Genomic DNA, 25,643 nt, shown 5'->3' on the forward strand with positions numbered 1-25,643 from the left:
AAGGTGAGACCATATGTCACTAGCTCCACAGGGCCCAGCTCGCCGCGAAGACCCCCACCTGCAGGATCGCCTCAATCAGATCGCCGAGAAGATCACCAGCCCGACATTTCTCTCTGGGGAAGGACTGGGTAATGAGATCGGCTTCTGGATTTTTGAGTATCCCCCCGAGCACGAACTCCAGGTGCGTGAATACCTGACTTTTCTAGAAGGGGTGCTGGCGCGTCAGTACGGTGAGTTAACCGTGGATCGCGTCAATTTATTGCGCGTGCTGCGTGATTATCTTAGTGAACGCGGCTTTCTTGATAAAGCGATTGCCCTGCAGCAGCATAAGGGCGATGCGGCACTGAACAAAGCGCTGCGCGGCCCGCTACACATGGATAAGTTTGCGCCCTTCATGATCCGCCATGCGCTGTCGCACGACCCCGACATCATTTTGCTGTCCGGCGTCGGCAGCGTCTGGCCGGTCATGCGCGCGCATAGCTTGCTCAACGCACTACACGGGCTACTTGGCCATAAGCCGCTGGTGCTTTTTTATCCCGGCCGTTATGACGGTCAGACGCTAACTCTGTTCAACCAGATCGCCAGTAATAATTACTATCGCGCCTTTGCGCTGGTGCCCTGAAGGGCAATAATATCGCGGCCCGCCTCGTTGTAACTCATCATGGCTTATGGCCTTACCACCTCCGCTACAGCCTGAACTCAACCAGTAAGGCGCTGTCCGTTAAGGAATTCATTGAGCATGCGTATCCAGACTCTTTTCCAGAAACCCTTGCATCGCTCCATTAACGGCGTGGTCAAAGCCGATCAGCGCGATGACGCCACGATATATCAAGAGCTCGACGAGTACGTTGTGACCAACGAGCTGGAAAAGCACTTTAGTGCCTTTTTTGACTCCTACGCCACGCCGCTCAGCGATCCTTCCATCGCCAACCGCGTGGGAGTGTGGGTCTCGGGCTTCTTTGGCTCGGGTAAGTCGCACTTTCTTAAAGCGCTTTCCTACCTGCTGGCCAACATCGAAGCCCATGACGATGCCGGTAACGTTTACCAAGCAGCGGATTTCTTTGACGAGGGCAAGCTGCACGATGCCATGATCCGGGCCGACATCGCCAAAGCGATACAAGAGCCAGCGGACGTCATCCTGTTCAACATCGACAGCAAAGCCAGCTCTAACGATGACGGCAACCCGATCCTCAGCGTCTTCCTGCGGGTGTTTAACGAGTCGCAAGGCTTTAGCGGTGATCATCCGCATATTGCCCACATGGAGCGTCACCTGGCCCAGCGCGGCGTTTATGCCCGCTTTTGCGAGGCGTTCCAAACGGCCAGCGGCATGGTGTGGAAGGAGGAGCGCGACGGTTACCAGTTCTACCAGGATGACATTGAGCAGGCGGTCAGTCAGGCGCTGGACCTCTCGCCCGACGCTGCCCATAAGTGGTTTGAGGAGTCCGAAGAGGCCTTTAGCGTGTCGGTAGAAAACTTCTGCCATTGGGTCAAAGACTATTTGGATGAGCAATCACCCACGCAGCGCATTGTCTTCATGGTCGATGAAGTAGGCCAGTTCATCGGCAGCAATACCCGATTGATGCTAACGCTGCAAACGTTGACCGAAAACCTGGGTACCATCTGCGGCGGTCGGGCCTGGATTGTGGTCACCTCTCAGGCCGATATGGACGCCGTGCTGGGTGAGATGACGGCGACCAAAGCCAATGACTTCTCCAAGATTGCCGGGCGCTTTAAAACGCGCTTGTCGCTTTCTAGCTCTAACTCTGACGAGGTGATCCGCAAGCGGCTGTTGGCCAAGACGCCAGAGGCGCGTGATGAGCTCGGGGACGTATTCGACGCCAAGGGCGCGATTCTGCGCAACCAGCTTACCTTTGACAGTACCGGCCCTACGCTGCAAAACGTGGACGATGCAGAAAGCTTCATTGCCAACTATCCCTTCGTGCCTTACCACTTTCAGCTGGTGCAGAAGGTCTTCGAGGAAATTCGCAAGGTCGGGGCGACCGGCGCGCACCTGGCTTACGGCGAGCGTTCGATGCTCGATGCGTTCCAGATGGCGGCCAAAGCGGTAGGCGACGATGACGTCGGTGCGCTGGTGCCCATGTATCGTTTTTATAGCTCGGTGGAAGGTTTTCTGGATACCACCGTCAAGCGCACGATCGACCAGGCAGACGGGAATCCCGCGCTGAATGCCTTCGATGTAGAGATCTTGCGCACCCTGTTTATGATCCGCTACGTCGATCTGGTCAAGGGCACTCTCGACAACTTGGTGACGCTCTCCATCACCCGCATCGACGATGATCGGCTGGCCATTCGAGAGCGCCTGGAAGGCACCCTGGTACGGCTAGAAAAGGAAAGTCTGGTCATTCGCAACGGCGAGGAGTACCTGTTCCTCACCAACGAAGAGCGCGATATCACGCGCCAGATCAAGGCCACCGACATTACCGGTAGCGATGAAAACAAGGAGTTGGCGAGTCTGATCTTCAGAGACTTGCTGCGCGACCGCAACAAATATCGCTACCCGCTGAACAAGAGTGACTACAGCATCGGCCGCTATCTGGACGGCCATACCCTCGACGGCCGTTATCAGGCCCAGCTGCGCGTCGAGGTGGTGTCCCCGCTGGATATTGATTATCTCCAGCACTACGGATCTCAAGCCGGTGAGGCGGGGTGCATCTACAAAAGTAGCGAAAACCACGGCCAAGTGTTGCTCAAATTAACTGATGACAACGCCTTCTTTGCCGATTTGCGCACCTTCCTGAAGACGGAAAAGTTCATCCGCCTTAATGCCGCCTCCGGCGATAGCAGCGTTGAGCGTATTCTGGCCGACCGTGGCCGCGAGAATCAGGAGCGCAAAAAACGCCTGCGCGTGTGGCTGGAAGAGATGCTGCTCGACGCCGACGTTTATGCACTGGGGCATAAGCTCGATATTAACCGTCGCCAGCTGAATACCCGGCTGGATGAGGCCTGCCAATATTTGCTGGAAAATACCTACGGCAAGCTTGGCTATCTCAAAACGCTGACGTCTGACCCAATGCGCGAGCTGCTGGCGGTGCTAACCGCCGATGATATTGGCCAGCTGGGCATCGCGCTGGACGGCGAGGAAGGTAACCCTCAGGCAGTGCATGAGGTCGAGCAGTACATCAGCCTGCATGGCGGTGAACCGGTAGCGCTTAACCCGCTGCTTGAGCGCTTCAGCGGGCGTCCTTTTGGCTGGCCGCCCGAAGAGACACTGTTGATTTTGGGCCGCTTAGCCGCGGTAGGGCGACTGACCTTCCACACCGCCGGCCCCGCGCTGTCGGGCAAGGACGCTTTTGATCTGCTCAATAACGCCCGGCGTCGTAGCGAAGTTCGGTTGCAGAAAAAGCGCCAGACCGACGATGCGGTGCTGCGCCAGGTGCGTAACCTCACCAAAGAGCTATTTAGCCAGCTTGGCCCCAACGGGGAAAAGGAGCTTTACGACTTTTACGTCACTCAGTTCGGCCAGTGGCGAAATCACCTGGGAGCCTACAAAAGTAAAACCGATGTGGGGCACTTTCCTGGGCGCAAAACCATCGAAAACACGCTGAAAGAGGTCGATCGATTACTACGCATTGACGACAGCTTCGATTTCTTCAAGGAGGTCGTCGCCTGCAAAGAGGCGCTGTTGGACCTTGAAGAAGACTACCGCGACCTGCACGAGTTTTTTACCCGGCAGCTCACCACCTGGCAGCAGCTGGGTCATGCGCTGACGCGGTTTCAGCCTAACCGTTCTGCGCTAGAGAAATCACCGGAGGCGCACAAGGCGCTGGCCGAACTGGACAGTATCTATGCCGATGAGGCGCCCTACGCCAAGCTGCCCCGGGTTGCCGTGTTGATCGAAACGATTGATGGCGTCAACGGCCAGCTGCTCGAGCAAAAGCGCGAGCATGCTATGGGGTTAATCGACAAGCGTATCGCCAGCCTCAGCGCAGAAATCGTCAAGAGTGGCATCGGCACGCCAGAGCTGAGCAACCAGCTGCTGCGCCCGCTGCAGCTGCTCAAAGACGATATCGCCACGGTTATGGGCGTGGCGCAGATTTATTTGCTGCAGGGCGAAACCGCTGCCGAGCGCGAACAGGACAGCCTCGATCGGCTTTATCGGGCTCAGCAGGACGAAGCCGAACGCCAGCGCGCGGTCGCCAAAGCGGCTAACAGCGGTAGCGGACAAAAGGCCCCGGCCACAACGGACAACGCTAGCGGCGGTCATCAAGGCACTGATGCCACAGGGCCGAGCCCCACCAGCGTCGTCGATGAAGTGCGCGAGCCCCATCCGCCAGTGGCGCCGCCCAAGCCGGTCGTCAACGTCAGCGTCAGCCAGGTGCTCAGCCGCACGCACAGCGGTGTTTATCTGGAAAGCCAGCAAGAGGTGGATGCCTTTATCGACAAGCTAAAAGACGAGCTGGATGATGCCATCGCCGCCCATAAGCGCATTCGGGTACGTTAAGGAACGTCATGGCACCTAGCACAGTGAGTACAATGGAACACTTGCTTGCTCAGCCTGAAGGCAAGCAGTTGGAGTTCAAGCGCGATATTTCCTCGCTCAAGCCGTTGCTGAAAGCGCTGGTGGCCTTTGCCAACACCGCCGGTGGACAAATGCAGCCCCATCCGTATCGCCTTCTTCGATGACCGCATTGAGATTGAAAGCCCCGGCCTGCTGATGCCGGGCATGACCGTGGCCGACATGAAAAGCGGTGTCTCGATGATCCGCAATCCGGTTATTGCCCGCGTGTTTAGCGAGCTTCGGCTGGTGGAGCAGTGGGGGAGCGGAGTTAAGCGCCTCTCGGCAAGTCCGCCATTGCTAAACAGCTGGGCCACAAAGGCGTATCCGGTGAACTCAACAAGCAGATCAGCCGACTGCAGCAGTACCGCCTTACCGCTGATGGCGAAACGTATCTCAAGGATAAAATATGAACACAGGGAACATCAAGCAGTACGCCCCCAAAGCGCGGACTCGGTTTATCGAGACCATGGCGCGCCAGGCCGCCCGCTACGGTATTACCCCGGGTGAGCAGGGCGGAGGCCACGCTGCGCCCATGGAGATCCGCGGCGACGTGATGCTGATTACCACGCAGGATGGCCAGACCCACAGCTTCCCCAAGGCGCTGCGCGGCCCCCGCGAGGCGCTGGCCAAGTGGGTCACCCAGTTGGGCTTTGATCAAGCCATTGAGCAAGCCGCCTACAGCTGGTTCAACCGCCTGTGCGCGATCCGCTTTATGGAGCTCAAGGGCTATCTGGACCACGGCCGGCGGGTGCTCTCGCATCCGGATCACGAGGGCGGCGTACAGATTCTTGATGATTGCCTGGAGATCGAGCTGCCCGGCCTGGCACCTGCCCGGGTGCGCGAGCTAAAACTCGATGGCACCCAGGACGAAACGCTTTACCGTGAGCTGCTGCTGGCCCAGTGCAACGCCCTGCATAGCGCCATGCCGTTTCTGTTCGAGCCGCTGGACGACGCCAGCGAGCTGCTGCTGCCGGATAACCTGACCAAGACCGACTCGCTGATCCGCGAGCTGGTGGAAGCGATTCCCGAGGAAGACTGGCAGGACGTCGAAGTCATCGGCTGGCTCTACCAGTTCTACATCAGCGAGAAGAAGGATCAGGTGATCGGCAAGGTGGTGAAGAGCGAAGATATTCCCGCCGCCACCCAGCTGTTCACCCCCAACTGGATCGTCCAGTACCTGGTGCAGAACTCCATCGGCCGCCAGTGGCTGCAGACCTACCCAGGCTCGCCCCTCAAGGCTGAGATGCCGTACTACATCGAGCCCGCCGAGCAAGAGCCCGAGGTGCAGGCCCAGCTGGACGCCATCACCCCTGAAAGCCTCGACCCCGAAACGATCAAGGTGCTCGACCCGGCCTGCGGCTCCGGCCATATTCTGGTCGAAGCCTACAACGTGCTGAAGGCCATCTATGAGGAGCGCGGCTACCGCAGCCGCGATATTCCCAAGCTGATCCTGGAACATAACCTGTTCGGCCTGGACATCGACGACCGCGCCGCCCAGCTCGCCGGCTTTGCCCTGCTAATGAAGGCCCGCGAGGACGACCGACGGATATTTAGCCGGATGGGTGACAATAAAGGGCGGCTGAACGTGCTGGCCCTGCAGGGCACCCAGCACCTGAGCGCCAAGGCACTATGGCGCGATCTCAACCTCACTGGCGACTCGCACCAGGGCCAGTCTCAGGGCCTGTTCGATAGCGAGCAGCAAGACCTCTCCAGCAATGACAACACCTACAAGGCCATTGCCGACCTGATCGAGCGCTTCCAGGACGCCAAGACCTTCGGCTCGCTGATCGAAGTGCCCAATAGCTTCGAGGCCCCGCTCAAGACTCTGCTGGACAAGCTGCGCGAGCTGGAAGCCAGCGGCGACACCCTGCAGAAGTCCGCCGCCAAGCAGCTAACTCCCATCGTGCAGCAGGCGTGGGGTCTGGCGCAGCGGTATGATGCCGTGGTGGCAAATCCGCCGTATATGGGTAGCAAGTACCAAACACCAGCGGTGAAGAAATACCTGAAAGACGCCTACAAAGGCTACGAGAAAGATCTTTTCTCCGCCTTTATCGTCCGCAATCTAGATTTTGCCAAAGACCACGGCCAGCTTGGCTTTATGACGCCGTTTGTCTGGATGTTCATTTCCAGCTACGAGCAGCTACGCAAGCGCTTGATTGAAGAGGATGTCATCACCAGCCTGATTCAGCTGGAATACTCAGGCTTTGATGGCGCAACGGTGCCGATTTGTACCTTTATGCTCAGCAAGGGCCACATTGCCAGCTATACCGGCAGCTATATTCGGCTGTCTGATTTCCGAGGCGCGGTAAATCAGGGGCCGAAAACGCTGGAGGCCATTCAGGACCGCGAGTGTGGCTGGTTCTACGAAGCCAAGCCGGATGATTTCAAGAAGATTCCGGGAAGTCCGGTTGCGTATTGGTTAAGTAGCGCAGTGAAAGATGCTTTTTCAAACAATAAACCACTTGCACAGTATGCATTTTCAGATGGAAAAAATATTACAGGTGATAACGAGAAATATCAGAGGTTTTTTTGGGAAACTTCGGTCTCAAAAATTGGTGACGCGAAAAAATGGAGGTTCATATCAAAAGGGGGCGGGTTTAAAAAGTGGACTGAAAGTAATGATGTGACTATAGATTGGTCTGAAAAAGCTCGTGACCACTATCGGGAAAGTAAAATTGGGAGGATCATACCTAACAGTATATGGTTTCGAGAGGGTATTACTTGGGGCTTGATAACCTCTTCGCTACCAAGCTTCAGGTTTCTTGATGAGAATACAACCTTTAGTGATGTAGGCATTTTTTTCAAAAAAAATGATGATATATTGCCTGTGTTGGCCTTTTTGAATTCCAAAATTTGCCATTACTTTCTCAATGTGATGAATCCAACCCTAAACTATCCTGTGGAAGTTGTTTTAAGAATCCCTGTCTCTAAAGCCATAGAAAAAAAGTTAGGCTATGAAAATGGCAAGAGAATACAAGAAATTGATCCATGGAAAATTTCATTTGATGAGTCAACATGGGGTTTTTCCTTACTCCCATTATTGAATAAGAAGGTTTTTTATAAAAGTATTGCAGGTTCATATAGTCGGCTTCGTAAGCATTGGCATGAGATGATTCTTGAGGTTCAACAACTGGAGGAAGAGAACAATCGCACCTTTATCGACGTCTATGGCCTTCAGGGTGAGATGACTCCCTGCATCTCCCTGAAAGAAATTACTCTCACATGCAACCCCCACTACCGCTATGGTGGCAACCGCTCCGAGGAAGAGCTGGAAACCTTACTTCAGTGCGACACGCTCAAAGAGCTGGTCAGCTATGCCATCGGCTGCATGATGGGCCGCTACTCGCTGGATAAGCCCGGCCTGATCCTCGCCAGTCAAGGCGAAACTCTCCGCGACTACTTCGCCCGAATCCCCGACCCCAACTTTGCACCGGATGAAAACGCCATCATCCCGTTGACCGATCAGGAGTGGTTCCCCGACGACGCCACCAATCGCTTCCGTGATTTCGTTAGCACCGCCTGGGGCGAAGATCACCTGCAGGAAAACCTCGACTTCGTTGCCGAAAGCCTTTGCCTGCACGCGATCAAACCCAAGAAAGGCGAAGCCGCACTGGAAACCATCCGCCGCTATATGAGCGCCCAGTTCTTCAAAGACCACCTGCGTACCTACAAGAAGCGCCCCATCTACTGGCTGTTCAGCTCCGGCAAGCAGAAAGCCTTCGAGTGCCTGATCTACCTGCACCGCTACAATGAAAGCACCCTGGCCGAGATGCGCACCGACTACGTCATCCCGCTGACCACCAAGCTCGCCAGCTACGTCGAGACGTTGGAAAAAGACAAAGACGCCAGCGCCTCCGCTGCCGACACCAAGCGCATCGAAAAACAGCTGAGCAAGCTCCACAAACAGCAGGCCGAGCTCAACACCTTCGACGAAAAACTCCGCCACTACGCCGATCAGCGCATCGCGCTGGATCTCGACGATGGCGTTAAGGTCAACTACGGGAAATTTGGGGATCTGCTGGCGGAAGTGAAGGACGTCACAGGAGTTAAGCCAACATGATAAAAAGAATCTATATCGACAACTTCAAGTCGCTGATGGATTTTGAGCTGAATCTGGCGGCGTTCACCTGCCTGGTGGGGCTAAACGGGGCGGGTAAATCCACGGTGCTCCAGGCGCTGGATTTTATCTCTCAGCAGATGCGGGGCGATATAGACGAGTGGCTGTTTCAGCGGCAGTGGCAGCCAAGTGATATTGGCTCCAAGCTTACCGCCAAGAAAAATATTGAGATTGCCCTGCAGCTGGAAAACCAGGACCACGGCCTAATCGAATGGAAAGCCAGCTTTAACCGCCATTCCTTGCGCTGCACAAGAGAAGAAGCCACCAGCAACGGCAAGCTGGTGCTCAAGGTAGAAGACGGCGAGTTTTTCATTAATAAGAATGTCAGCTCTGAAGGTTCGCGTAGCGCAAGCCATAGCATCATGTTTGATTACCAAGGCTCGATTCTGTCTCAGCTGAAGCAAAACCAGCTTGGCCCGGGGCTGCAGGTATTAAAAGAGACGTTGGCCAATATCCGCTCGCTGGACCTGCTCTCGCCTGAACATCTTCGCCAGCGCACCCGCGACTCCGCCGGGCATCTGGGGCTGGGCGGGCAAAAACTCTCGGCCTACCTACACGAGCAAGGCAGTGAAGCGCGCCAGCGGCTGCTGACAAAGCTGCAAACCGTATACCCACAGCTGACCAGTATTGATACCCGTTCGATGCGCTCGGGGTGGAAGCACCTGGATATCGCCGAGCAGTTTGCGAAAAAAATGCTGAAAACACCGGCACGCCACGTCAACGACGGCTTGTTGCGCCTGCTCGCCGTGCTGTCTCAGTTGGAATCAGACGAGCAGTTTTTGCTGTTTGATGAAATCGAGAATGGCATCAACCCCGAGCTGGTCGAGTTCCTGGTGGATGCGCTTGTCGAGAGTGAGCATCAGGTAATGGTCACCACACACAGCCCGGTGATTCTTAATTACCTGGAAGATGAAGTCGCCAAGCAGGGCGTGATCTATCTCTACAAGAATGCCAGCGGTGCGACCCAGGCAATCCACCTGTTTGAAATTCCGTCGCTGGCGGAAAAGCTGCGCGTAATGGGGCCAGGGGAAGCCTTTCTTGATACCCGGCTCACCGAGCTGGAAGACGAAATACAGGGCCTAAGCCAGCAGGAGGGCAAGGATGCATCTGCTACTGAGCGGTGAAGGCCCCAGCGATATCGGCGTATGCTATCCGGCTGCTGAATACTGCCAATCGGAAAACTTCAAGCCGGGGCCAATGGCGTGGCTGGCTGATCAGTGGGTAGAAAGGTGCCAAGGGTATAATTTATCGCACCTTGAAAGCGGGCTGGTGCACTTCGTCAACGAAAAATACTTGGCAAAAAACAAACCTGATCCCGCTAAAAAAGCCATGCGGCTGCGGGGCAAGCGTACGCCCGGTGAAACGGCTTATTACTTCTACAACGCCCGTGCGCTGGCCAAGCGCGCGATCTCCCTGGCGCACGAGGTCGACGATCAGGTAGTGGCGGTGCTGTTCCGCGACGCTGACGGCACCGCCTCAGCCGGGCGCGGAGAATGGCAAGCCAAGTACGACTCCATGCTTGAAGGCTTCGAGGTTGAAGGCTTTGTCTATGGCGTTGCCATGCTGCCCCAACCAAAGTCAGAAGCCTGGCTGCTTTGCGCGCTAAACCCCCAGTCGCCTTATCAGCACTGCGCCAGGCTGGAGGAGGAATCAGGTAACGACAAAAGCCCGTATTCGCTGAAAAGCCAGCTGGATGTTGCTTGCCAGGGCAATACCTCGGCCGACCAGCTAGCCGAAGTGGTCCAGGCAGGCGGCGTCCAGTGGGAAAAGATTGACATGCCTTCATTGAGTGCGTTTAAGAGCCGGTTGGAAGAAGTGGTCGCACGGGCGGTAAAGCGGAAAAACCAAGTGTAAGCAGCAAATCCAAAAAGCGAGTATCAAGGAGCAGCAATGAGCTATCCCATCGGTCGCTGGCGTATCACCTGGATGGAAACGTGGGACCAGGAATTTGTCGACCTGATCGAGCCTGGCCACTTCCGATTCGATGAAAACGGGCTGGGTTTTTTTATTTTCGGTGCTGTTGAGGGGCAGGTTGATTACCGCCTATCAGACGATGGCCAGCGCATCGAGTTTTCCTGGTCGGGTAATGATGATGGCGATGAAAAATCCGGCCGCGGCTGGTTTGAGCTGACATCCTCAAACACCGCCAAGGGGCGATTTTTTATCCACTGCGGCGATGAGTCGGCGGTGGAAGTACAGCTTCAAGCCTGAGCAGTGACACGGATAAGATCCCCCGGCTGTTCGCTCGCAATGTTGGGCCCTGCGATGACAAGGGGCGGTGGGAGTGATGGAGTGCCGGGATTTTTGCTTCAGGATCTACTAGAATTGTTTTTGTCAGATATTTTTGGTTTTTAATCGTTTTTGGGGCTGAATAATCATTTTGAGCGCGATAACAGGTGATGAAATCGGTTATGCCTGGCTGGCGGCACACTACAAAGTGCGAACCATTCAGCCGCTACCTGTGGAGAGCTGTATCGGACGCAGGCGCCAGACCCATCAACAGGCTGGCCGTTGCGAGGAGTTCTATACGGAAGCGATGCGCCCTCAAGCTTCGCTGGGCGCGCACCTAACGTTCGCGTTGAAGCATGAAGGGGTGGTGCTGGAGTTTCTGGCAAGATTGTTTGCGCTCGTACCACCAGAGGCGCTTGCTGAATGGATATGTTCTGAACCGACAGGCCAGTATGCCCGGCGTGCCGGTTTTTTTTACGAGTGGCTGACCGGTAATACCCTGTTAGTTGAGGGTGTTGGCGGTAACTATCGTTATGCTCTGGATCCTAGGCTTTTCGTTACTGCGGTCACCGGGGTGCGTCGCAACCGCCGTTGGCGGATTAATGACAACCTGCCGGGGAGTCCTGAGTTCTGCCCTCTTGTGCGTCGTACAACGCCATTGCTGGAAGCCGGCCAGTACGACATCGCCGATAGACTCGCGGCGATGGAGGTTGAGTTCGGGCCAGATATTATTCGTCGCAGCGCCGTGTGGCTGACCATTAAAGAGAGTCGTGCCAGTTTTGTGATTGAGCACGAAGGGCAGCACCAGGACCGAATACGCCGGTTCGCCTCCGCCATTGAGCGTTATTGCGGGCGGTTGGAGTCGCCCCTCGGTGAAAGTGCCCTGAAGGAGTTTCAGTCGGCCATTCTGGGTACCACGACGGTCCGGACGGGCTTGCGCCAGTCTCCGGTTTTCGTCGGAAGTAGTTCGATCGATTACGGTGCGGTCGTACATTACGTTTGCCCCCACTGGGAGTGGTTGCCAGGCATGCTGAAAGGGCTGCAACAATTTCTGGCACACACTGATGCGCAAGATGCAGTGGTGCGCGCTGCTGTGGCAAGTTTTGGATTTGTGTTTATTCACCCACTGGCAGACGGCAATGGGCGAATCTCTCGCTTTCTGGTGAATGACACCCTCCGCCACGACGGTGTGGTGCCTGAGCCCTTCATTTTGCCGATTTCAGCGGCGATAACCTCCTCAGCGGTAAGGCGCGCCGAGTATGACCAAATTCTTGAGCGCTACTCTGGGCCATTGATGTCGGCTTGCCGTGATTCGGCCGACTTCAGCCATGAGCGTGTGGTGTATGCAGATGGTATTGAATCGGACTTTGTTTTTGATGCCTATGACGAAGCGGCGCCGTTCTGGCGCTACCCAGACTTGACGGAGCAATCGGAATACCTGTTTGCGATCATTCGCCATACCCTGGAGCACGAGATGCATCATCAGGCTGCCTTTCAGCGGGCATGGTATCGCACGCGGGAGGCGGTCAAAGATTGGGTGGAAGGCCCTGATGATCACATCGACCGGATAATCCGGTCGATACGCCAGCATGGCCGAGTGAGTGGCAAATTGACGAAGGAGTTTCCTGTCATAGCGCAGGCTGGCCTGGCATCTGAATTAGAGCGGGTGGTGGCTGAGGGGTTTGCTGATTTGCCAGATGCGCTTTAGCTTTTTCCTGAACGCATTTTGTCTGTAGCAAAAAAAGAAGCAGCAAAAATAGCCCGGCTCGATTGATGTCGGTATTGGGTACGCACTTATTCAGTGTTTTCTAAGGAGGCTAAATGCAGCTCGATCAACTCCAGCAGGGGCTTCAATACGCTTTCTTCACCGACGGCCACCGCTTGGTCTTCTGGTACGACGCTCCGGGCCACTTTGCTGACGTGTTGGATGAGCTGTCGCTAGATGGCGTGCAGGTCCTCAACATGGCGGGGCAGTCCACCTTTGGCGTAAAACTGCGCCTGGAGCTGGACGAGCCGGATACACCGACGCTGCTCTATTTCCCTTACGCCGAGCCTGCGCCTGAGGATGACTGGCTGTTGGATATCAAGCTCTACTCCGGGCGTTTCTATGCCGACCGGATCTCGATGATCTTCAACGAGCTGGGACTCACCCGGCACGTGCTGCGCGAGCACCTGGGCCAGCGGCAGGCTTTCTTGGGTAGCCGCAAGCGCATCGATGCGCTGAAGCGTTTGGTCACACCCAGCGTCGATGAAGAGGGCGTGGACCTCGCAATGTGCGCGGCGGTGTTAGGGGCACAGGCGTCGGATGTGGCTACGCTGCTGTTTCACCTGGCCACCGAGGCGGTCAAAGAAGAGACCGGGCTTGAAGCCAACCCCACAGCGCTAAACGAGATGGATAAGTACGGCTTGGTGCCGGCGCTGGTCCAGGCGTTGCAGGTGGAAGTGGGCTATTCCGCGACTCAGGAAGAGCCCGATCTTGAAAAAGAAGACGGTAAGGCACCGCTACACTTTGGCCAGCTGATGCTGCGCTTGCTGACCACCGGCTACTGCGAGAGCATTTCCGCTATTCCCGACTGGGCGCAAAGCCACGCCATTGCTTCGGTGAATGCGCGGGCTACCTCGCGGGCACTGCTGTCGCGCTGGCGCGATAGCTCGAGCTTTTACCCGGCCTTTGATGTCATATCCGGCTGGGTAGCCGACGCGCTACGCATTGAAGATAAAATCCGCGACGTGCCTCTGGAGCAACTGGCCAACGCCGCAACGTTTGAAGCGGTGGAACAGCAGGTCATTATCGATCTTTGCCAAGCCGTTCCCCAGGCGGATAGCCGTGATCTGGCCGTGTTTCGCGGTGTGATTGCCAACCGGTTGGACGGCTACTGGGCTTCCCGCCATAAGAACGACGAGCGGCGCATCCGTTATCGCCAGCTTTATGCCGCGCTGAGTGCGGCGATTGATCTGTTCGTGCTGCGCCAGCAATACAGCGACGGCTTTCACTATCAGAGCGTTGAAGCGCTGTACCACGCTTACTGCGCAGAGCTTTATCGCTTCGATACGGCCTACCGTCACTATGCCGTCGCCTCTGACAGCGCCGGGGTGGAGCTACTCAAACGCCTGGATGACGCGGTGGAGTGCTGCTACGACGAATGGTTTCTGGGCCAGCTCACGCGTAACTGGAGCGAGCGGGTGGATGCCGAAGGGCGGCTCGCCGACTGGAAGCTACCGCGGATTCCCCAGCAGCAGCACTTCTTCCGGGAAGCCGTTCAGCCACAGCTGGATGCCCACCGCAATAAGCGCCTGGTGGTGATCATTAGCGATGCCTTTCGCTTTGAGGCCGCCGAAGAGCTGCGCGAGCGGATCAATGCCAAGCGCTACAGCGAGGCTACCCTAAGCAGCCAACTTGGCGTCGTGCCCAGCTACACCACCTTAGGCATGGCCTCGCTATTGCCACACCGCGAGCTGGCGTATAAACCCGACAGCGATACCGTGCTGGTCAACGGGCAGTCGAGCCAGGGCACTGCTAACCGCAGCAAGCTGCTTAGCGATGCGTTGAACGGGCAGGCCATGGCGGTCACCGCCGAGGAGGCCAGGGGCTGGTCGCGCGGGCAAGGCCGTGAGGCGCTCAAAGGCATGCAGCTGGTGTACGTCTACCACAACGTGGTGGATGCCCGAGGCGATACCGCCAGTACCGAGAGCGAGACGTTTGCCGCGGTGGAAGATGCCATTGATGAGCTTGACCAGCTAACGCGCAAGGTCTTGATGCACTTCAATACCAGCACGGTACTGGTGACCGCCGACCACGGCTTTCTGTTTCAGCGCGGCAAGCTGGATGCCACCGACCGGACGGCGCTGGGTGAAAAACCGGCTATGGCCTTCAAGAGCAAGAAGCGCTATGTGTTGAACTCGCCGCAGGCAGGGCGCCGCCTACCCGATAACCCCAGCGTCTGGCATGGCCACACCCGCGATACCGCCGGTACGAGCTGCGATACCGAGTTTTGGATTCCCAAGGGCGCACATCGCTTCCACTTTGTCGGTGGGGCGCGTTTCGTGCACGGCGGCATTATGCCCCAGGAAATCGCGGTGCCGGTACTGACCGTGAAGCAGCTGCGTGGGGAGAAGGCCGAAAAGCGTACTCGGCGTAAGGTCGGGGTGATCTCGCCCAAGGCTTCGATGAAGATGGTCAATAACATCCAACGCTTTGAGCTGATGCAGACCGAGGCGGTGAGCGAGCAGCACCGCCCGGTCACGTTGGCCGTGGCCATTTACGCGGGTGATGCGATTGTTTCTAGCGAAGAGGCCGTCACCTTCGACAGTGCCAGTGGTGATATGAACGACCGCATGAAGTTGGTGCGGCTATCGCTTGCGGGTACCGACTTTGACCGCAAGCGCGACTATTTTTTGGTGCTGCGCGATAAAGACCTGGGCACGGAGTTGGAGCGCTACCGGGTGGTGATTGACCTGGCGTTTACCGATGACTTTTTCTAAGCCCCGGCGCTATTTTGTCGTATGGGGACTTGTCGCTATCGTTTTGTCGCCCTGACACGACATTTTTCGTGGATGGCGTTGGTAGACAGTTTTGGTAGATGCTTTTTATAGATCGTTTTTATGAACGGCTTTTATGGACAGTTTTTATGGACAGTGAAACGCAATTTGATGTGTCCCGTGGCACCGAGACTGGCCTGGAAGCTGATCTCGATACGCTGCTGAATAGCCACTTCGCCGGGCGGGTGGTGCGTAAGGACCTCACCCAGCGGGTCAAGGAAGGCGCTAACGTGCCGGTCTACGTGCTGGAGTACCTGCTTGGCATGTACTGCGCTTCCGATGATGCGGAGGTGATCGAGCAGGGACTGGTCAACGTCAAAAAGATCCTGGCCGAGAATTACGTACGCCCCGATGAGGCCGAGAAGGTTAAGTCACTGGTTCGCGAGCGCGGCAGCTTTAAGGTGATTGACCGGGTCACGGTGCGGCTCAACGAGAAGCAGGATTGCTATGAAGCGGCGTTTAGTAATCTGGGCATCCGCGACGCCGAAATCTCTGCGGGTATCGTCAAAGCGCACGAGAAGCTGTTGGTGGGAGGGATCTGGGTCATCGCCACGCTGAGCTACTTTCACGAAGAGGGTCAGCGCGGCTCGCCGTTCGGTGTGAGCCAGCTCAAGCCGATCCAGATGCCCCACATGAATATGGACGAGCTCTTCGAGGGGCGGCGTGGCTTTACAACCGAGCAGTGGCGCGAAGTACTGGTGCGCTCTATCGGAATGGAACCCACGTCGCTCGACGAAACCGTGCAGTGGCACTTGCTGGCGCGGATGATTCCGTTTGTTGAAAATAACTATAACGTCTGCGAGCTGGGGCCACGGGGCACCGGTAAGAGCCATATCTACAAGGAGTGTTCACCCAACAGCATTCTGGTGTCTGGCGGGCAAACCACGGTGGCTAATCTGTTCTATAACATGAGCTCGCGGCGCATCGGGCTGGTGGGCATGTGGGACCTGGTGGCCTTCGATGAAGTCGCCGGCATTTCGTTCAAGGACAACGACGGCGTGCAGATCATGAAGGACTACATGGCCTCGGGGTCTTTCGCCCGCGGACGCGAGCAGATGGAAGCGTCGGCCTCCATGGTGTTTATCGGCAACATAAACCAAAGCGTTGAGTCGCTGGTAAAAACTAGCCATCTGCTGACGCCGTTTCCCGATGCGATGATCGATGCCGCCTTCTTCGACCGCTTTCACGCCTACATTCCGGGCTGGGAAATTCCCAAAATGCGGCCGTCGTTCTTTACCCAGCGCTACGGCTTCATCGTCGACTACCTGGCCGAATTTTTCCGCGAGATGCGCAAACGCAGCTTCGCCGACGCCATCGATCAATATTTCAGCCTGGGCGACAACCTCAACCAGCGCGATGTGATTGCCGTGCGCAAGACGGTCTCGGGGCTGCTCAAACTGCTTTACCCGCACGGCGGCGAGTCACCCGGGCTCGCCAAGGAAGAGGTGCGCCCCTGTTTGGAATATGCGCTGGAGGTTCGCCGCCGGGTCAAAGAGCAGCTCAAGAAAATCGGCGGCATGGAGTTTTACGACGTCCACTTCAGCTACATCGACAAGGAAACGCTGGAAGAACACTTTGTGTCGGTCAAAGAGCAGGGCGGCGGCGGCCTGATCCCCGAAGGCCCGGGCAAGCCGGGTACGGTGCATACCATTGGCCTCAGCGATAAGGGCATGCCCGGCGTCTATCGGCTGGAGCTGCAGATCACCGCCGGCAGCGGCAAACTCGCTACCTCCGGGTTGTGGAACTCCAGCGCTGCCAAAGAACAGGTGAAAATCGCCTTCGACTATTTCAAGGCCAACGCGCGCGGTATCAGCGCTTCCAGCAAGGTGCTCGACCACGATTACCACCTGCACGTGGTGGAGCTGCAAAACACCGGCCCGCTGCGTGACCTGGCGTTGGCCAGCCTGGTCGCGTTTTCTTCGGGGCTGTTGGGCAAGCCCACGCAGGGCCAGATGGTGGTGTTGGGGGACATGAGCTTGGGTGGCAGCCTCAAACCCGTGGAAAGCCTCGCCGAGTGCCTTCAGGTGGCCTTTGACGCCGGTGGCAAGCGGGTGAAGTTACCCATGAGCAGCGCCGTGGACATAGCGACCATTCCCGCCGAGCTCTTCACCAAGTTTCAGACCAGCTTTTATTCCGAGCCCGTCGATGCCGTAGTTAAAGCGTTGGGAGTCGAGTGAGAAGGGCGGGGGCGTGATAGGAGCCGATTCTGAAATGCCCCTCCCTAACTGCGCAGGTGACAGTGCAGCTAGGGAGGACGAGATAAGCAATGACATTACAGCCTAACTCCCGCCTTATTCATCAGGACGTTGAACGAGCGTTTTATGTCCAGTGGTGACCGGTACCGACCGATTTTTATGTCATGCAGTTGCTGAGTAGCCGGTCAGCATATAGTTTTTACAGATTGATGACGGTCTCTTCCATAACGTTAGGGTATTGATTTCAAGCAGCGGCGCAGTCGTGTCCGTCAGCCTCCGTGGTGGCCGACGTGTCTGCTGGCAAAGGCGGGGTAATGCGGCGTGTCAGTGCCGTCAGCCGCGGTAACCCTTTCAGCAAGGATGGCCACCATTTGTCGGCGGCATCGCCGAGGTGCACGGTGATGCGCCGGGCGTGCACCGCCAGCGTGGCGGCTACCTTGAGTACCTGCTCGCGCATCCGCCTCAGGCTCCAGCCCTGCCGGGTCTGGCGTTCCAACAGGCAACGCAGCCCCGTGTAGCACCTGATAGGCGTAGAGGCTCAGCAGCAGGCTCACTTCGTTGCGGGCCATCACGTCCTGAACGCTCGAGGCGCCGCGATCCGTCGAGGAGAGGTGCACGTCGAGCGACGATTTCACCTCGCCCATGTGGGCCTCGGCGCTGCCGCGCTTGCGATACAGCGCCAGGACCTTCTCCGGCGGCCAGTCGAACTGGCTGAGATTGGTGACCAGGAAGAAGGCATGCAGCAGCAGATCACCGCGATCCGGATAGCGGTGATCGACTAGGTGGTCCTCAAGTGCGGCGATCATGCCGCTGTTGTCGAGGGTTTCACGCAGCAACAAGGCACCGCTATCGCTAGTGGTGCGGTGACCGCGGAGCTCGACGCGGATGGACCCGTTTCAGGACGGGCTCCAGGGGGATAGGCTTTCACCCATGGCGAGGGGTCTTCTTGAATCAATTTTGTTGGGAACATATTGATTCTACAAGAGAAACCGCTCGCCATCTTCTTTTCTGCCTCCGCCCGGTGAATAAGGCGGGTTCAGGGAGGGGGCAGTCAAGAGTCTTTGTTAACTCTGCGTACGGTCAAGGTTTGTTCGCTGCGGCCAAATATTCCGAGTTCATCGTGCAGTATCGAACTGGTTAAGCCAATGCCATCATTTCCATGTTTTTGAATAGCATTAAGGCCTAACCAGCGTCCTTGAGGAAGTCTTAGTAGATTAATATTTAAGTCCACATTCGGGAATATCCATTCGCCGGGTTTAATTCGGGTAGCCACACCATTGGCGGTGTCGACCATCCCTAATAGATGTACAAAAGAAGAGGTAAGCTTACCTTCAATCATGTTGAGATCATTACTCATCCAGATGATCCCTTGATCTTCTCGACGTTGATCATCTATTTTAAATGTCATGCTCTCAATAAAGCCGCCGCCCCACTTTTGCATACCGCTCCATTCTTGCATGGTCTCAGGGTTAACGGTGCATGTGTTTTCCAATTCGGAGACTTCTTGAGTATCACTAATTTGCATGCGCCAAGCCGTCGCGACGATACAAGTTCTACCTTCGGCCTCCATGCGGGATTCAACCAGTTCTATGGTTCGGCCAGGTCGCAAAATACGGGTTTTAATGGTAAACGGAGAAAACCAGATGACTCCCCAGATATCGAGATTAATACGACCAATACGCAAGTTGCTACGGGGGTGGTATTTCTCTATCTCGGCACATATCACACCGGTGGCAGGGGCCATGTGTTGCTCATTTGGGTTCCAGGCCCCTTGGGCAGCGTGATTAGGCTCATAGTGAGCGGTAACCACACCCTCAGTGTCAATGTTTCTATCGATTAGACGATAATATGCTGACATGTATTTTCCTTTATTAAGTGTTGGATTCTCGGTGATTGATAGCTCGTTCGATAAAAAGTCCGGCAGTCAATGCCGGCGCTTCGCCCGGGTTTTCGGAGCGCGGTTATTTAGGCAAAGAGCCTGATAATTATGGTGAATCGCCCATTTCCTCAATGTAAAATTGGCGCATCTTGAACTTCTGTATTTTGCCAGTCGCGGTCATCGGGAATGCGTCCACGAATTTGTAGTGCCGGGGAATCTTAAAGTGGGAAATTTGGCCCTGGCAGAATGCGATCAAATCGTCGGCATCCATTGGGTCGGCATCGGAGCGCAGTTGGACCCAAGCGACCAGCTCTTCACCGTAAGTTTTATCGGGAATACCGGTCACTTGAACTTCGTGGATGGCAGGATGCGTATACAGGAATTCTTCGACTTCTTTGGGGTAGATGTTTTCACCACCACGGATCACCATATCCTTGATGCGGCCGACAATCTTCACGTAACCTTCGTCGTCCATAGCGGCCAGGTCGCCGGTGTGCATCCAGCCGGCCGCGTCTATGGCCTCGTGGGTTTCCTCCTCGTTGTTCCAGTATTTTAGCATCACGCTGTAGCCCCGCGTACACAGTTCACCTATCTCGCCGCGGGGCAGCACGTTGCCGGTTACCGGGTCGACGATTTTGGTCTCCAGGTGTGGCTGGGTACGGCCCACGGTGGTTACCTGCTTATCGAACGGGTCACGGGAGCTGGTTTGCGTCGATACCGGGCTGGTTTCGGTCATGCCATAGGCGATTTGAACATCCTTGATATTCATCTGTTCGTTGACTTTCTTCATGACTTCGGCAGGACAGATAGAGCCAGCCATAATGCCCGTGCGCAGGCTGGATAAGTCGCAGTCGTGAATGGCCGGGTCGGCCAGTTCGGCGATGAACATGGTGGGTACGCCGTAGAGGACGGTGGCCTTTTCCTGGTGTACGGCATCCAGCACCGCCTTGGGTTCAAAGCCTTCCCCCGGGTAAATCATGGTGGAACCGTGGGTAATACATCCCAGATTACCCATCACCATGCCGAAGCAGTGATATAATGGAACGGGAATAACCATCCGGTCTTTTTCGCTCAACCGCTGGCTTTCACCGACAAAAAATCCGTTATTGAGAATATTGTGGTGGGTCAGCGTAGCCCCTTTGGGGTTGCCGGTAGTGCCGGATGTAAACTGAATGTTGATGGGATCATCGAACTGGAGCTGGTCTTGCACTTTGTTCAGATCTTCCTGGGGAGTGTCCCGGGCAAAGCCGATAAATTTGTCCCAGCTCCACATGCCGGCGTGATCTTCTGTGTCCATATTGATGACGGCACGCAAGTCAGCAAGACGTTGTGATTTGACCCTGCCCGGCGTGCAGGTATGCAATTCGGGGGAGACTTCATAGAGTGATTGGCGGTAGTTGGAGGATTTGAACTTATCGGCCGTTACCAGCACGCTGATGCCCGCCAAGTTCATGGCGTATTCCAGCTCATGTGCGCCGTAGGCCGGGTTAATGTTGACCAGAATGGCGCCAATCTTGGCAGTGGCAAACTGGGTCAGCGTCCATTCATAGCGATTGGGTGACCAGATACCGACACGATCACCGCGCTGGACGCCAATGGCCAAAAAAGCCCTTGCGGCTTCATTGACCTTGGCCACGAACTCCTTGTATGTCCAGCGAATGTCCTGATGCAGGCACACCAGGGCCTCGGTGTCAGGGTACTTGTCGGCGGTTCGGTCCAGCATTTCGCCGATGGTCATGCCCAGCAGTGGGGTTTTGGAGGTACCGCTGGCGTAGCTTGGAAGAGTCTGATTCATTGTATGTCTCCATTTATTTTTGTCGTCAAGGTCTAACAGGGTAGCTGAGCCTGTTAGCGACTCTGGCTGTGATACTCGGGATTTGGTTGCATGTCGCTGGCGATCGCCACGCGATTGGACATATTGTAGAAGCCGATTACGTTGCTCAGATCCCAGATGCCACTGTCGCTGAAGCCGGCATCTCGCAGTGCCTGAACCTGGTTTTCCATAACCGTTTGCGGGGAGCGGGTAAGATGGGACGCGAAGTCCAACATGGCGCGCTGACGCCTATCCAGTTTGGTGGTCCGGTAGTTCATTACCAGGTGTTCGCCCAGGGTCGGGTCTGCGCTCATTACCCGTACGGCGGCGCCATGGGCGACTAGGCAGTAGAAGCATTTGTTTTCTGAGGAAACCACGACGGCAATCATTTCCCGCTCCAGCTTGCTGAGCTCGCTTTCGCCCATCATCAGCTCATTATAGAAGCGGATGAAACCGTCCAGTTGCTTCAGGTTCTGGCTGAAGGCGGTGAGCACATTGGGAACCATCCCCAGCTTTTCCAGGCAGATATCAAAGTACTTCCTGACATCCGCCGGAAGGTCTTCCACATCGGGAATGGGCAGGTCCAGAGCGACAATGTTTTTGTTGTTGGTCATTTCAGATCCTTACCGTTGAAGAGCCTGTCCCACTTTCGAGCCGTTATGGCGATTGAGCTGGCTGCTGATCCATTCGCCGGTGGCGACCAGATTGTCCAGATCCACGCCTGTGCTGATGCCCAGGCCATTGAGAAGATAGAGTACGTCTTCGGTGGCGACGTTACCGGAGGCGCCTTTGGCGTACGGGCACCCGCCCAGGCCGGCGACCGAGGCATCAATAACACCGACGCCTTCTGCCAATACTGCGTAGAGGTTAGCCAGCGCCTGGCCATAGGTGTCGTGAAAGTGTGCTGCCAGGCGCTCTATAGGCACCTGTGTGGTTACGGCTTCCAGCATGCGTTTGGCTTTCAGCGGCGTACCTACACCAATGGTATCGCCCAGGGAAATTTCATAGCAGCCCATGTCGGCCAGCTCCCTAGCGACGTTCGCCACCTGTTCAGGAGCAATATCGCCTTCATAGGGGCAGCCCAGCACGGTAGAAACATAGCCGCGCACGGGGATATGGTGTTTTTTCGCCGCTTCCATCACCGGCTGGAAGCGCTCCAAGCTCTCTGCGATGGAGCAGTTGATGTTCTTTTGGCTGAAGGATTCAGATGCCGCGGCGAACACCGCTACTTCATCCACGCCCGCCGCCAGGGCATTTTCGAAGCCTCTGAGGTTGGGGGTCAGAACCGAATAGCGCACACCGGTCTTGCGCTTGATGCCAGCCATCACGTCAGACGCATCGCCCATTTGTGGCACCCACTTGGGTGAGACAAAGCTGGCCGATTCGATATGGTTGAGGCCGCAATCAGCAAGCCGGTTGATCAGGCCGGTTTTGATATCGGTGGCAATCATCGGGCCGGCTTCGTTTTGTAAGCCGTCCCGGGGGCTCATTTCAACCAGCCGTACCTGTTTCGGGAAGGTCATTAGCCAGCCTCCTCTGCACTCTTATCGGTGACCTCTATGGCAATCAGTTCCGCGCCATCGGAAACCTGCTCGCCTTCGGAAAAGAAGATCTCGCTGACCACTCCATCGGCCGGAGCCTTGATCGCATGCTCCATTTTCATCGCCTCCATGATGACCAGTGTCTGGCCAGCGGTAACCGTGTTGCCTACCTTAGCCTGCACAGTCACAATAGAACCGTTCATGGGGGCACTCAGGCCACCTTCGGGGGGCATGTCCTCAAAAGTGTAGTTTTCCTGGTACAGAGTGCACTGGAAGGTGTCTCCTTCGTAGAAGAGCACAAGCTGATCGTGGTGCAGGTTGCCGTGGATGCTGATTCGGTGACCATTGATCACTGCCTGAAGGTAGTCGTCCTCCAGCTTTGCGGTGAGGTTGTAAACACTGCCATTCACAAACACTCGATAATGGTCATCCCGCTCGATAATTTTCAGCTCGTGGATGTCGCCGTCCACCTGAAACTGCAGAGGCTGAGCATATTCGGAGTTCAGGCGCCAACTGTTGCGGCGGCCGAACGGTGACCACGGATCTGTGCTTACGGACTCCCTGGATTTGCGTGCTTCCAGTACAAAGCCGGCGGCCAGCACCAGAGCTTTGTGGGTGTCCAGTTTTGATTTGGTGAACAGTAAATCCCGGTGGTCTTCGATAAAGCCGGTTGTCAGATCGGCTTCCCGGAACGGTTGTGCATCGGCCAGAGCATGCAGGAAACGGATGTTGGTTTTTACCCCCGCGATCCGGTAGTGCTCCAGAGCCTGAACCATGCGGTTGATGGCCTGGTCACGGGTTTCGTCCCAGACAATCAGTTTGGCGATCATCGGGTCGTAGTGAATACTGATGTCATCGCCTTCGACGACCCCGGTATCCACTCGCACATGGGCGCTTTCGTCGGGCGTGCTCAGGTAGCGCAGGTTGCCGGTGGCGGGCAGGAAGTCCTGGTCCGGATCTTCAGCATAGATACGGGCTTCCAGAGCATGGCCGCGGGTTCTTACCTGAGACTGCTCCAGCGGCAGGGGATCACCCCAGGCCACTTTCAGTTGCCATTCCACCAGATCCTGACCGGTCACCATTTCGGTAACCGGGTGCTCTACCTGCAGGCGCGTGTTCATTTCCATAAAAAAGAAGGAACCGTCGACATCGTAAAGAAACTCCACGGTGCCCGCGCCCACATAGTTGATGGCCTGGGCCGCTTTAACCGCTGTTTCACCCATGGCTTTGCGGGTTTCGTCGCTCAGCCCCGGTGCTGGGGCCTCTTCCAGAACTTTCTGGTGGCGACGCTGAACCGAGCAATCCCGCTCGGCCAGATACACGCCGTGACCCTTCTGGTCACAGAACACCTGGATTTCAACATGGCGCGGTTGGGTCAGGTAGCGCTCGATCAGCATGTCCGGGTTGCCGAATGCATTCGTTGCTTCACGCTTGGCAGCGGCGAGTGCTTCGTCGAACTCGCCCATGCTCTCCACCACGCGCATGCCTTTGCCGCCGCCCCCGGCAACCGCCTTCAGTAGCAGCGGGAAACCGCATTTTTCGGCTTCGATGCGCAGAGTTTCTGGCGTTTGGTCATCGCCGTGGTAACCGGGCACCAGGGGCACGCCGGCTTTGTCCATGATGACTTTGGCGGCGGATTTGGAGCCCATCGACGCAATGGCAGAGGAGGGTGGCCCGATGAATACTAGGTTGTTGGCCTCACACGCCTCGGCAAAATCGGTGTTCTCGGAAAGAAAACCATAGCCCGGGTGGATAGCCTGGGCGCCGCTCTTTTTGGCGATTTCGATGATTTTCTCAGCGCGCAGGTAGCTTTGTGAACTGGGCGCTGGGCCAATGCGAAAGGCTTCGTCGGCCAGAGCCACGTGGTGGGCGTTGGCGTCGGCATCGGAATATACCGCGACACATCGGATACCCATGCGCTGTGCAGTCTGGATAATGCGGCAGGCGATCTCGCCCCGGTTGGCAATCAGGATTTTACTGAACATGTTATGTGCTCTCCGGAATCCAGTTGGCGCGATGTTTGTTGAGGAAGGCGTTGAGCCCTTCCTGACCTTCTTCGCCTACGCGGATATCAGCGATGCGGTGCGCAGTGTCGTCAATCACCGTGCTGTCGATGGGCTGGTGGCTGACGGCAAACACCAGGCCCTTGGCGGCTTCCATAGCTTCCGGGCCATTCTGCGCGAGCTGTTGCAGCATCTGATTACAGCGGGCGTTCATGGCGTCAACATCGTCGCAGACGATATGCACAAGGCCGAAGCGTTCCGCGTCCCGGGCACTGAGTACTTCCGCTGACAGGAAGTAGCGGCGCGCCTGGCGCTCGCCAATGGCGCGCACCACGTAGGGGCTGATGACAGCGGGAATCAGTCCGAGCTTCACTTCGCTCAGGCAGAAGCTGGTTTTTTCTGTGGCGATGACAATATCGCAGCAGGCAGCCAGGCCGACGGCACCGCCGTAGGCTGCGCCCTGAACAAGGCCAATGACGGGCTTGTTGAGCTCGTTCAGGCATTCCATCATGCGCGCAAGCTGGCGGGAGTCATCCAGGTTTTCCTGGTGGCTGTTGTCCGCCATGCGGCGCATCCAGGCAAGATCTGCTCCGGCAGAGAAATGCTTGCCCTCGGAGCGCAGGATTACCGCCTTGGTGTCACTGTCGGCGTGTACGTCGGTGAAGGCGCTGATCAGTTGCTGAATGATCACATCGTCAAACGCGTTGCGCTTTTCTGGCCGGTTCAGCACGATCTCGGTCACGCCGTTAGCGTGGCGTTTGGTCAGAACCACCGACTCTTGGTCTGGCACTGTGTTGGTATCTGTCAT

17 protein-coding genes and 1 pseudogene are annotated in these 25,643 nt (G+C 56.4%); 11 read left to right on the forward strand and 7 right to left on the reverse strand.

Features of this window, described 5'->3' with window-relative positions:
• Positions 1 to 13 precede the first annotated feature (13 nt).
• The 11 genes from B5495_RS00600 to brxL all read left to right on the forward strand — a co-directional run bounded on the left by B5495_RS00600 (position 14) and on the right by brxL (position 17,581).
• Positions 14 to 622, forward strand: coding sequence for a DUF1788 domain-containing protein (locus tag B5495_RS00600; protein WP_079550428.1), 609 nt, complete (start codon positions 14 to 16; stop codon positions 620 to 622).
• Positions 623 to 739: 117 nt separating this feature from the next.
• The gene (brxC, locus tag B5495_RS00605; RefSeq protein ID WP_079550430.1) at positions 740 to 4,462 is read left to right on the forward strand and encodes a BREX system P-loop protein BrxC; all 3,723 of its coding nucleotides are present in this window, start codon (positions 740 to 742) and stop codon (positions 4,460 to 4,462) included.
• Between the two features lie 8 nt (positions 4,463 to 4,470).
• Complete coding sequence (locus B5495_RS14505; protein WP_154045156.1) at positions 4,471 to 4,644, forward strand: AlbA family DNA-binding domain-containing protein; 174 nt, start codon at positions 4,471 to 4,473, stop codon at positions 4,642 to 4,644.
• Between the two features lie 31 nt (positions 4,645 to 4,675).
• Positions 4,676 to 5,026, forward strand: coding sequence for an ATP-binding protein (locus B5495_RS14840; RefSeq protein WP_231897251.1), 351 nt, complete (start codon positions 4,676 to 4,678; stop codon positions 5,024 to 5,026).
• Positions 4,926 to 8,579, forward strand: a complete 3,654-nt coding sequence (gene pglX, locus B5495_RS00615; protein ID WP_079550434.1) for a BREX-1 system adenine-specific DNA-methyltransferase PglX — start codon at positions 4,926 to 4,928, stop codon at positions 8,577 to 8,579. The genes B5495_RS14840 and pglX overlap by 101 nt, the downstream gene beginning before the upstream one ends.
• Positions 8,576 to 9,760, forward strand: a complete 1,185-nt coding sequence (locus B5495_RS00620) for an AAA family ATPase (RefSeq protein WP_079550436.1) — start codon at positions 8,576 to 8,578, stop codon at positions 9,758 to 9,760. The genes pglX and B5495_RS00620 overlap by 4 nt, the downstream gene beginning before the upstream one ends.
• Positions 9,738 to 10,490, forward strand: coding sequence for a hypothetical protein (locus B5495_RS00625; RefSeq protein WP_079550438.1), 753 nt, complete (start codon positions 9,738 to 9,740; stop codon positions 10,488 to 10,490). The genes B5495_RS00620 and B5495_RS00625 overlap by 23 nt, the downstream gene beginning before the upstream one ends.
• A gap of 36 nt (positions 10,491 to 10,526) precedes the next feature.
• Positions 10,527 to 10,847 (forward strand): hypothetical protein, encoded by a 321-nt coding sequence (locus B5495_RS00630; protein ID WP_079550440.1) that lies wholly within the window; start codon positions 10,527 to 10,529, stop codon positions 10,845 to 10,847.
• A gap of 169 nt (positions 10,848 to 11,016) precedes the next feature.
• Positions 11,017 to 12,573 (forward strand): Fic family protein, encoded by a 1,557-nt coding sequence (locus B5495_RS00635; RefSeq protein WP_079550442.1) that lies wholly within the window; start codon positions 11,017 to 11,019, stop codon positions 12,571 to 12,573.
• A gap of 113 nt (positions 12,574 to 12,686) precedes the next feature.
• Positions 12,687 to 15,347: a BREX-1 system phosphatase PglZ type A gene (gene pglZ / locus B5495_RS00640; protein WP_079550444.1), complete on the forward strand. Its 2,661-nt coding sequence runs from the start codon at positions 12,687 to 12,689 to the stop codon at positions 15,345 to 15,347.
• 146 nt (positions 15,348 to 15,493) lie between these two features.
• The gene (gene brxL, locus B5495_RS00645; protein WP_079550446.1) at positions 15,494 to 17,581 is read left to right on the forward strand and encodes a protease Lon-related BREX system protein BrxL; all 2,088 of its coding nucleotides are present in this window, start codon (positions 15,494 to 15,496) and stop codon (positions 17,579 to 17,581) included.
• 340 nt (positions 17,582 to 17,921) lie between these two features.
• Here the strand turns inward: brxL and B5495_RS00650 are convergent.
• The 7 genes and pseudogenes from B5495_RS00650 to B5495_RS00680 all read right to left on the reverse strand — a co-directional run.
• Positions 17,922 to 18,351: pseudogene (locus B5495_RS00650) on the reverse strand (transposase); the annotation flags it as partial.
• 299 nt (positions 18,352 to 18,650) lie between these two features.
• Positions 18,651 to 19,457 carry a thioesterase family protein gene (locus tag B5495_RS00655; RefSeq protein ID WP_079550448.1) on the reverse strand — a complete coding sequence of 269 codons (807 nt, stop codon included), beginning with the start codon at positions 19,455 to 19,457 and terminating at the stop codon, positions 18,651 to 18,653.
• Between the two features lie 127 nt (positions 19,458 to 19,584).
• Positions 19,585 to 21,273 carry an AMP-binding protein gene (locus tag B5495_RS00660; RefSeq protein ID WP_079550450.1) on the reverse strand — a complete coding sequence of 563 codons (1,689 nt, stop codon included), beginning with the start codon at positions 21,271 to 21,273 and terminating at the stop codon, positions 19,585 to 19,587.
• 53 nt (positions 21,274 to 21,326) lie between these two features.
• Positions 21,327 to 21,905 (reverse strand): peroxidase-related enzyme, encoded by a 579-nt coding sequence (locus tag B5495_RS00665; RefSeq protein WP_079550452.1) that lies wholly within the window; start codon positions 21,903 to 21,905, stop codon positions 21,327 to 21,329.
• A gap of 9 nt (positions 21,906 to 21,914) precedes the next feature.
• Positions 21,915 to 22,814: a hydroxymethylglutaryl-CoA lyase gene (locus B5495_RS00670; protein ID WP_079550453.1), complete on the reverse strand. Its 900-nt coding sequence runs from the start codon at positions 22,812 to 22,814 to the stop codon at positions 21,915 to 21,917.
• Positions 22,814 to 24,817 carry an acetyl/propionyl/methylcrotonyl-CoA carboxylase subunit alpha gene (locus tag B5495_RS00675; RefSeq protein WP_079550455.1) on the reverse strand — a complete coding sequence of 668 codons (2,004 nt, stop codon included), beginning with the start codon at positions 24,815 to 24,817 and terminating at the stop codon, positions 22,814 to 22,816. The genes B5495_RS00670 and B5495_RS00675 overlap by 1 nt, the downstream gene beginning before the upstream one ends.
• Position 24,818: 1 nt before the next feature.
• Positions 24,819 to 25,643, reverse strand: a complete 825-nt coding sequence (locus B5495_RS00680) for an enoyl-CoA hydratase-related protein (protein WP_197685630.1) — start codon at positions 25,641 to 25,643, stop codon at positions 24,819 to 24,821.

Origin of the sequence: Vreelandella subglaciescola, from assembly GCF_900142895.1 — a bacterium.
GTDB lineage: Bacteria > Pseudomonadota > Gammaproteobacteria > Pseudomonadales > Halomonadaceae > Vreelandella > Vreelandella subglaciescola.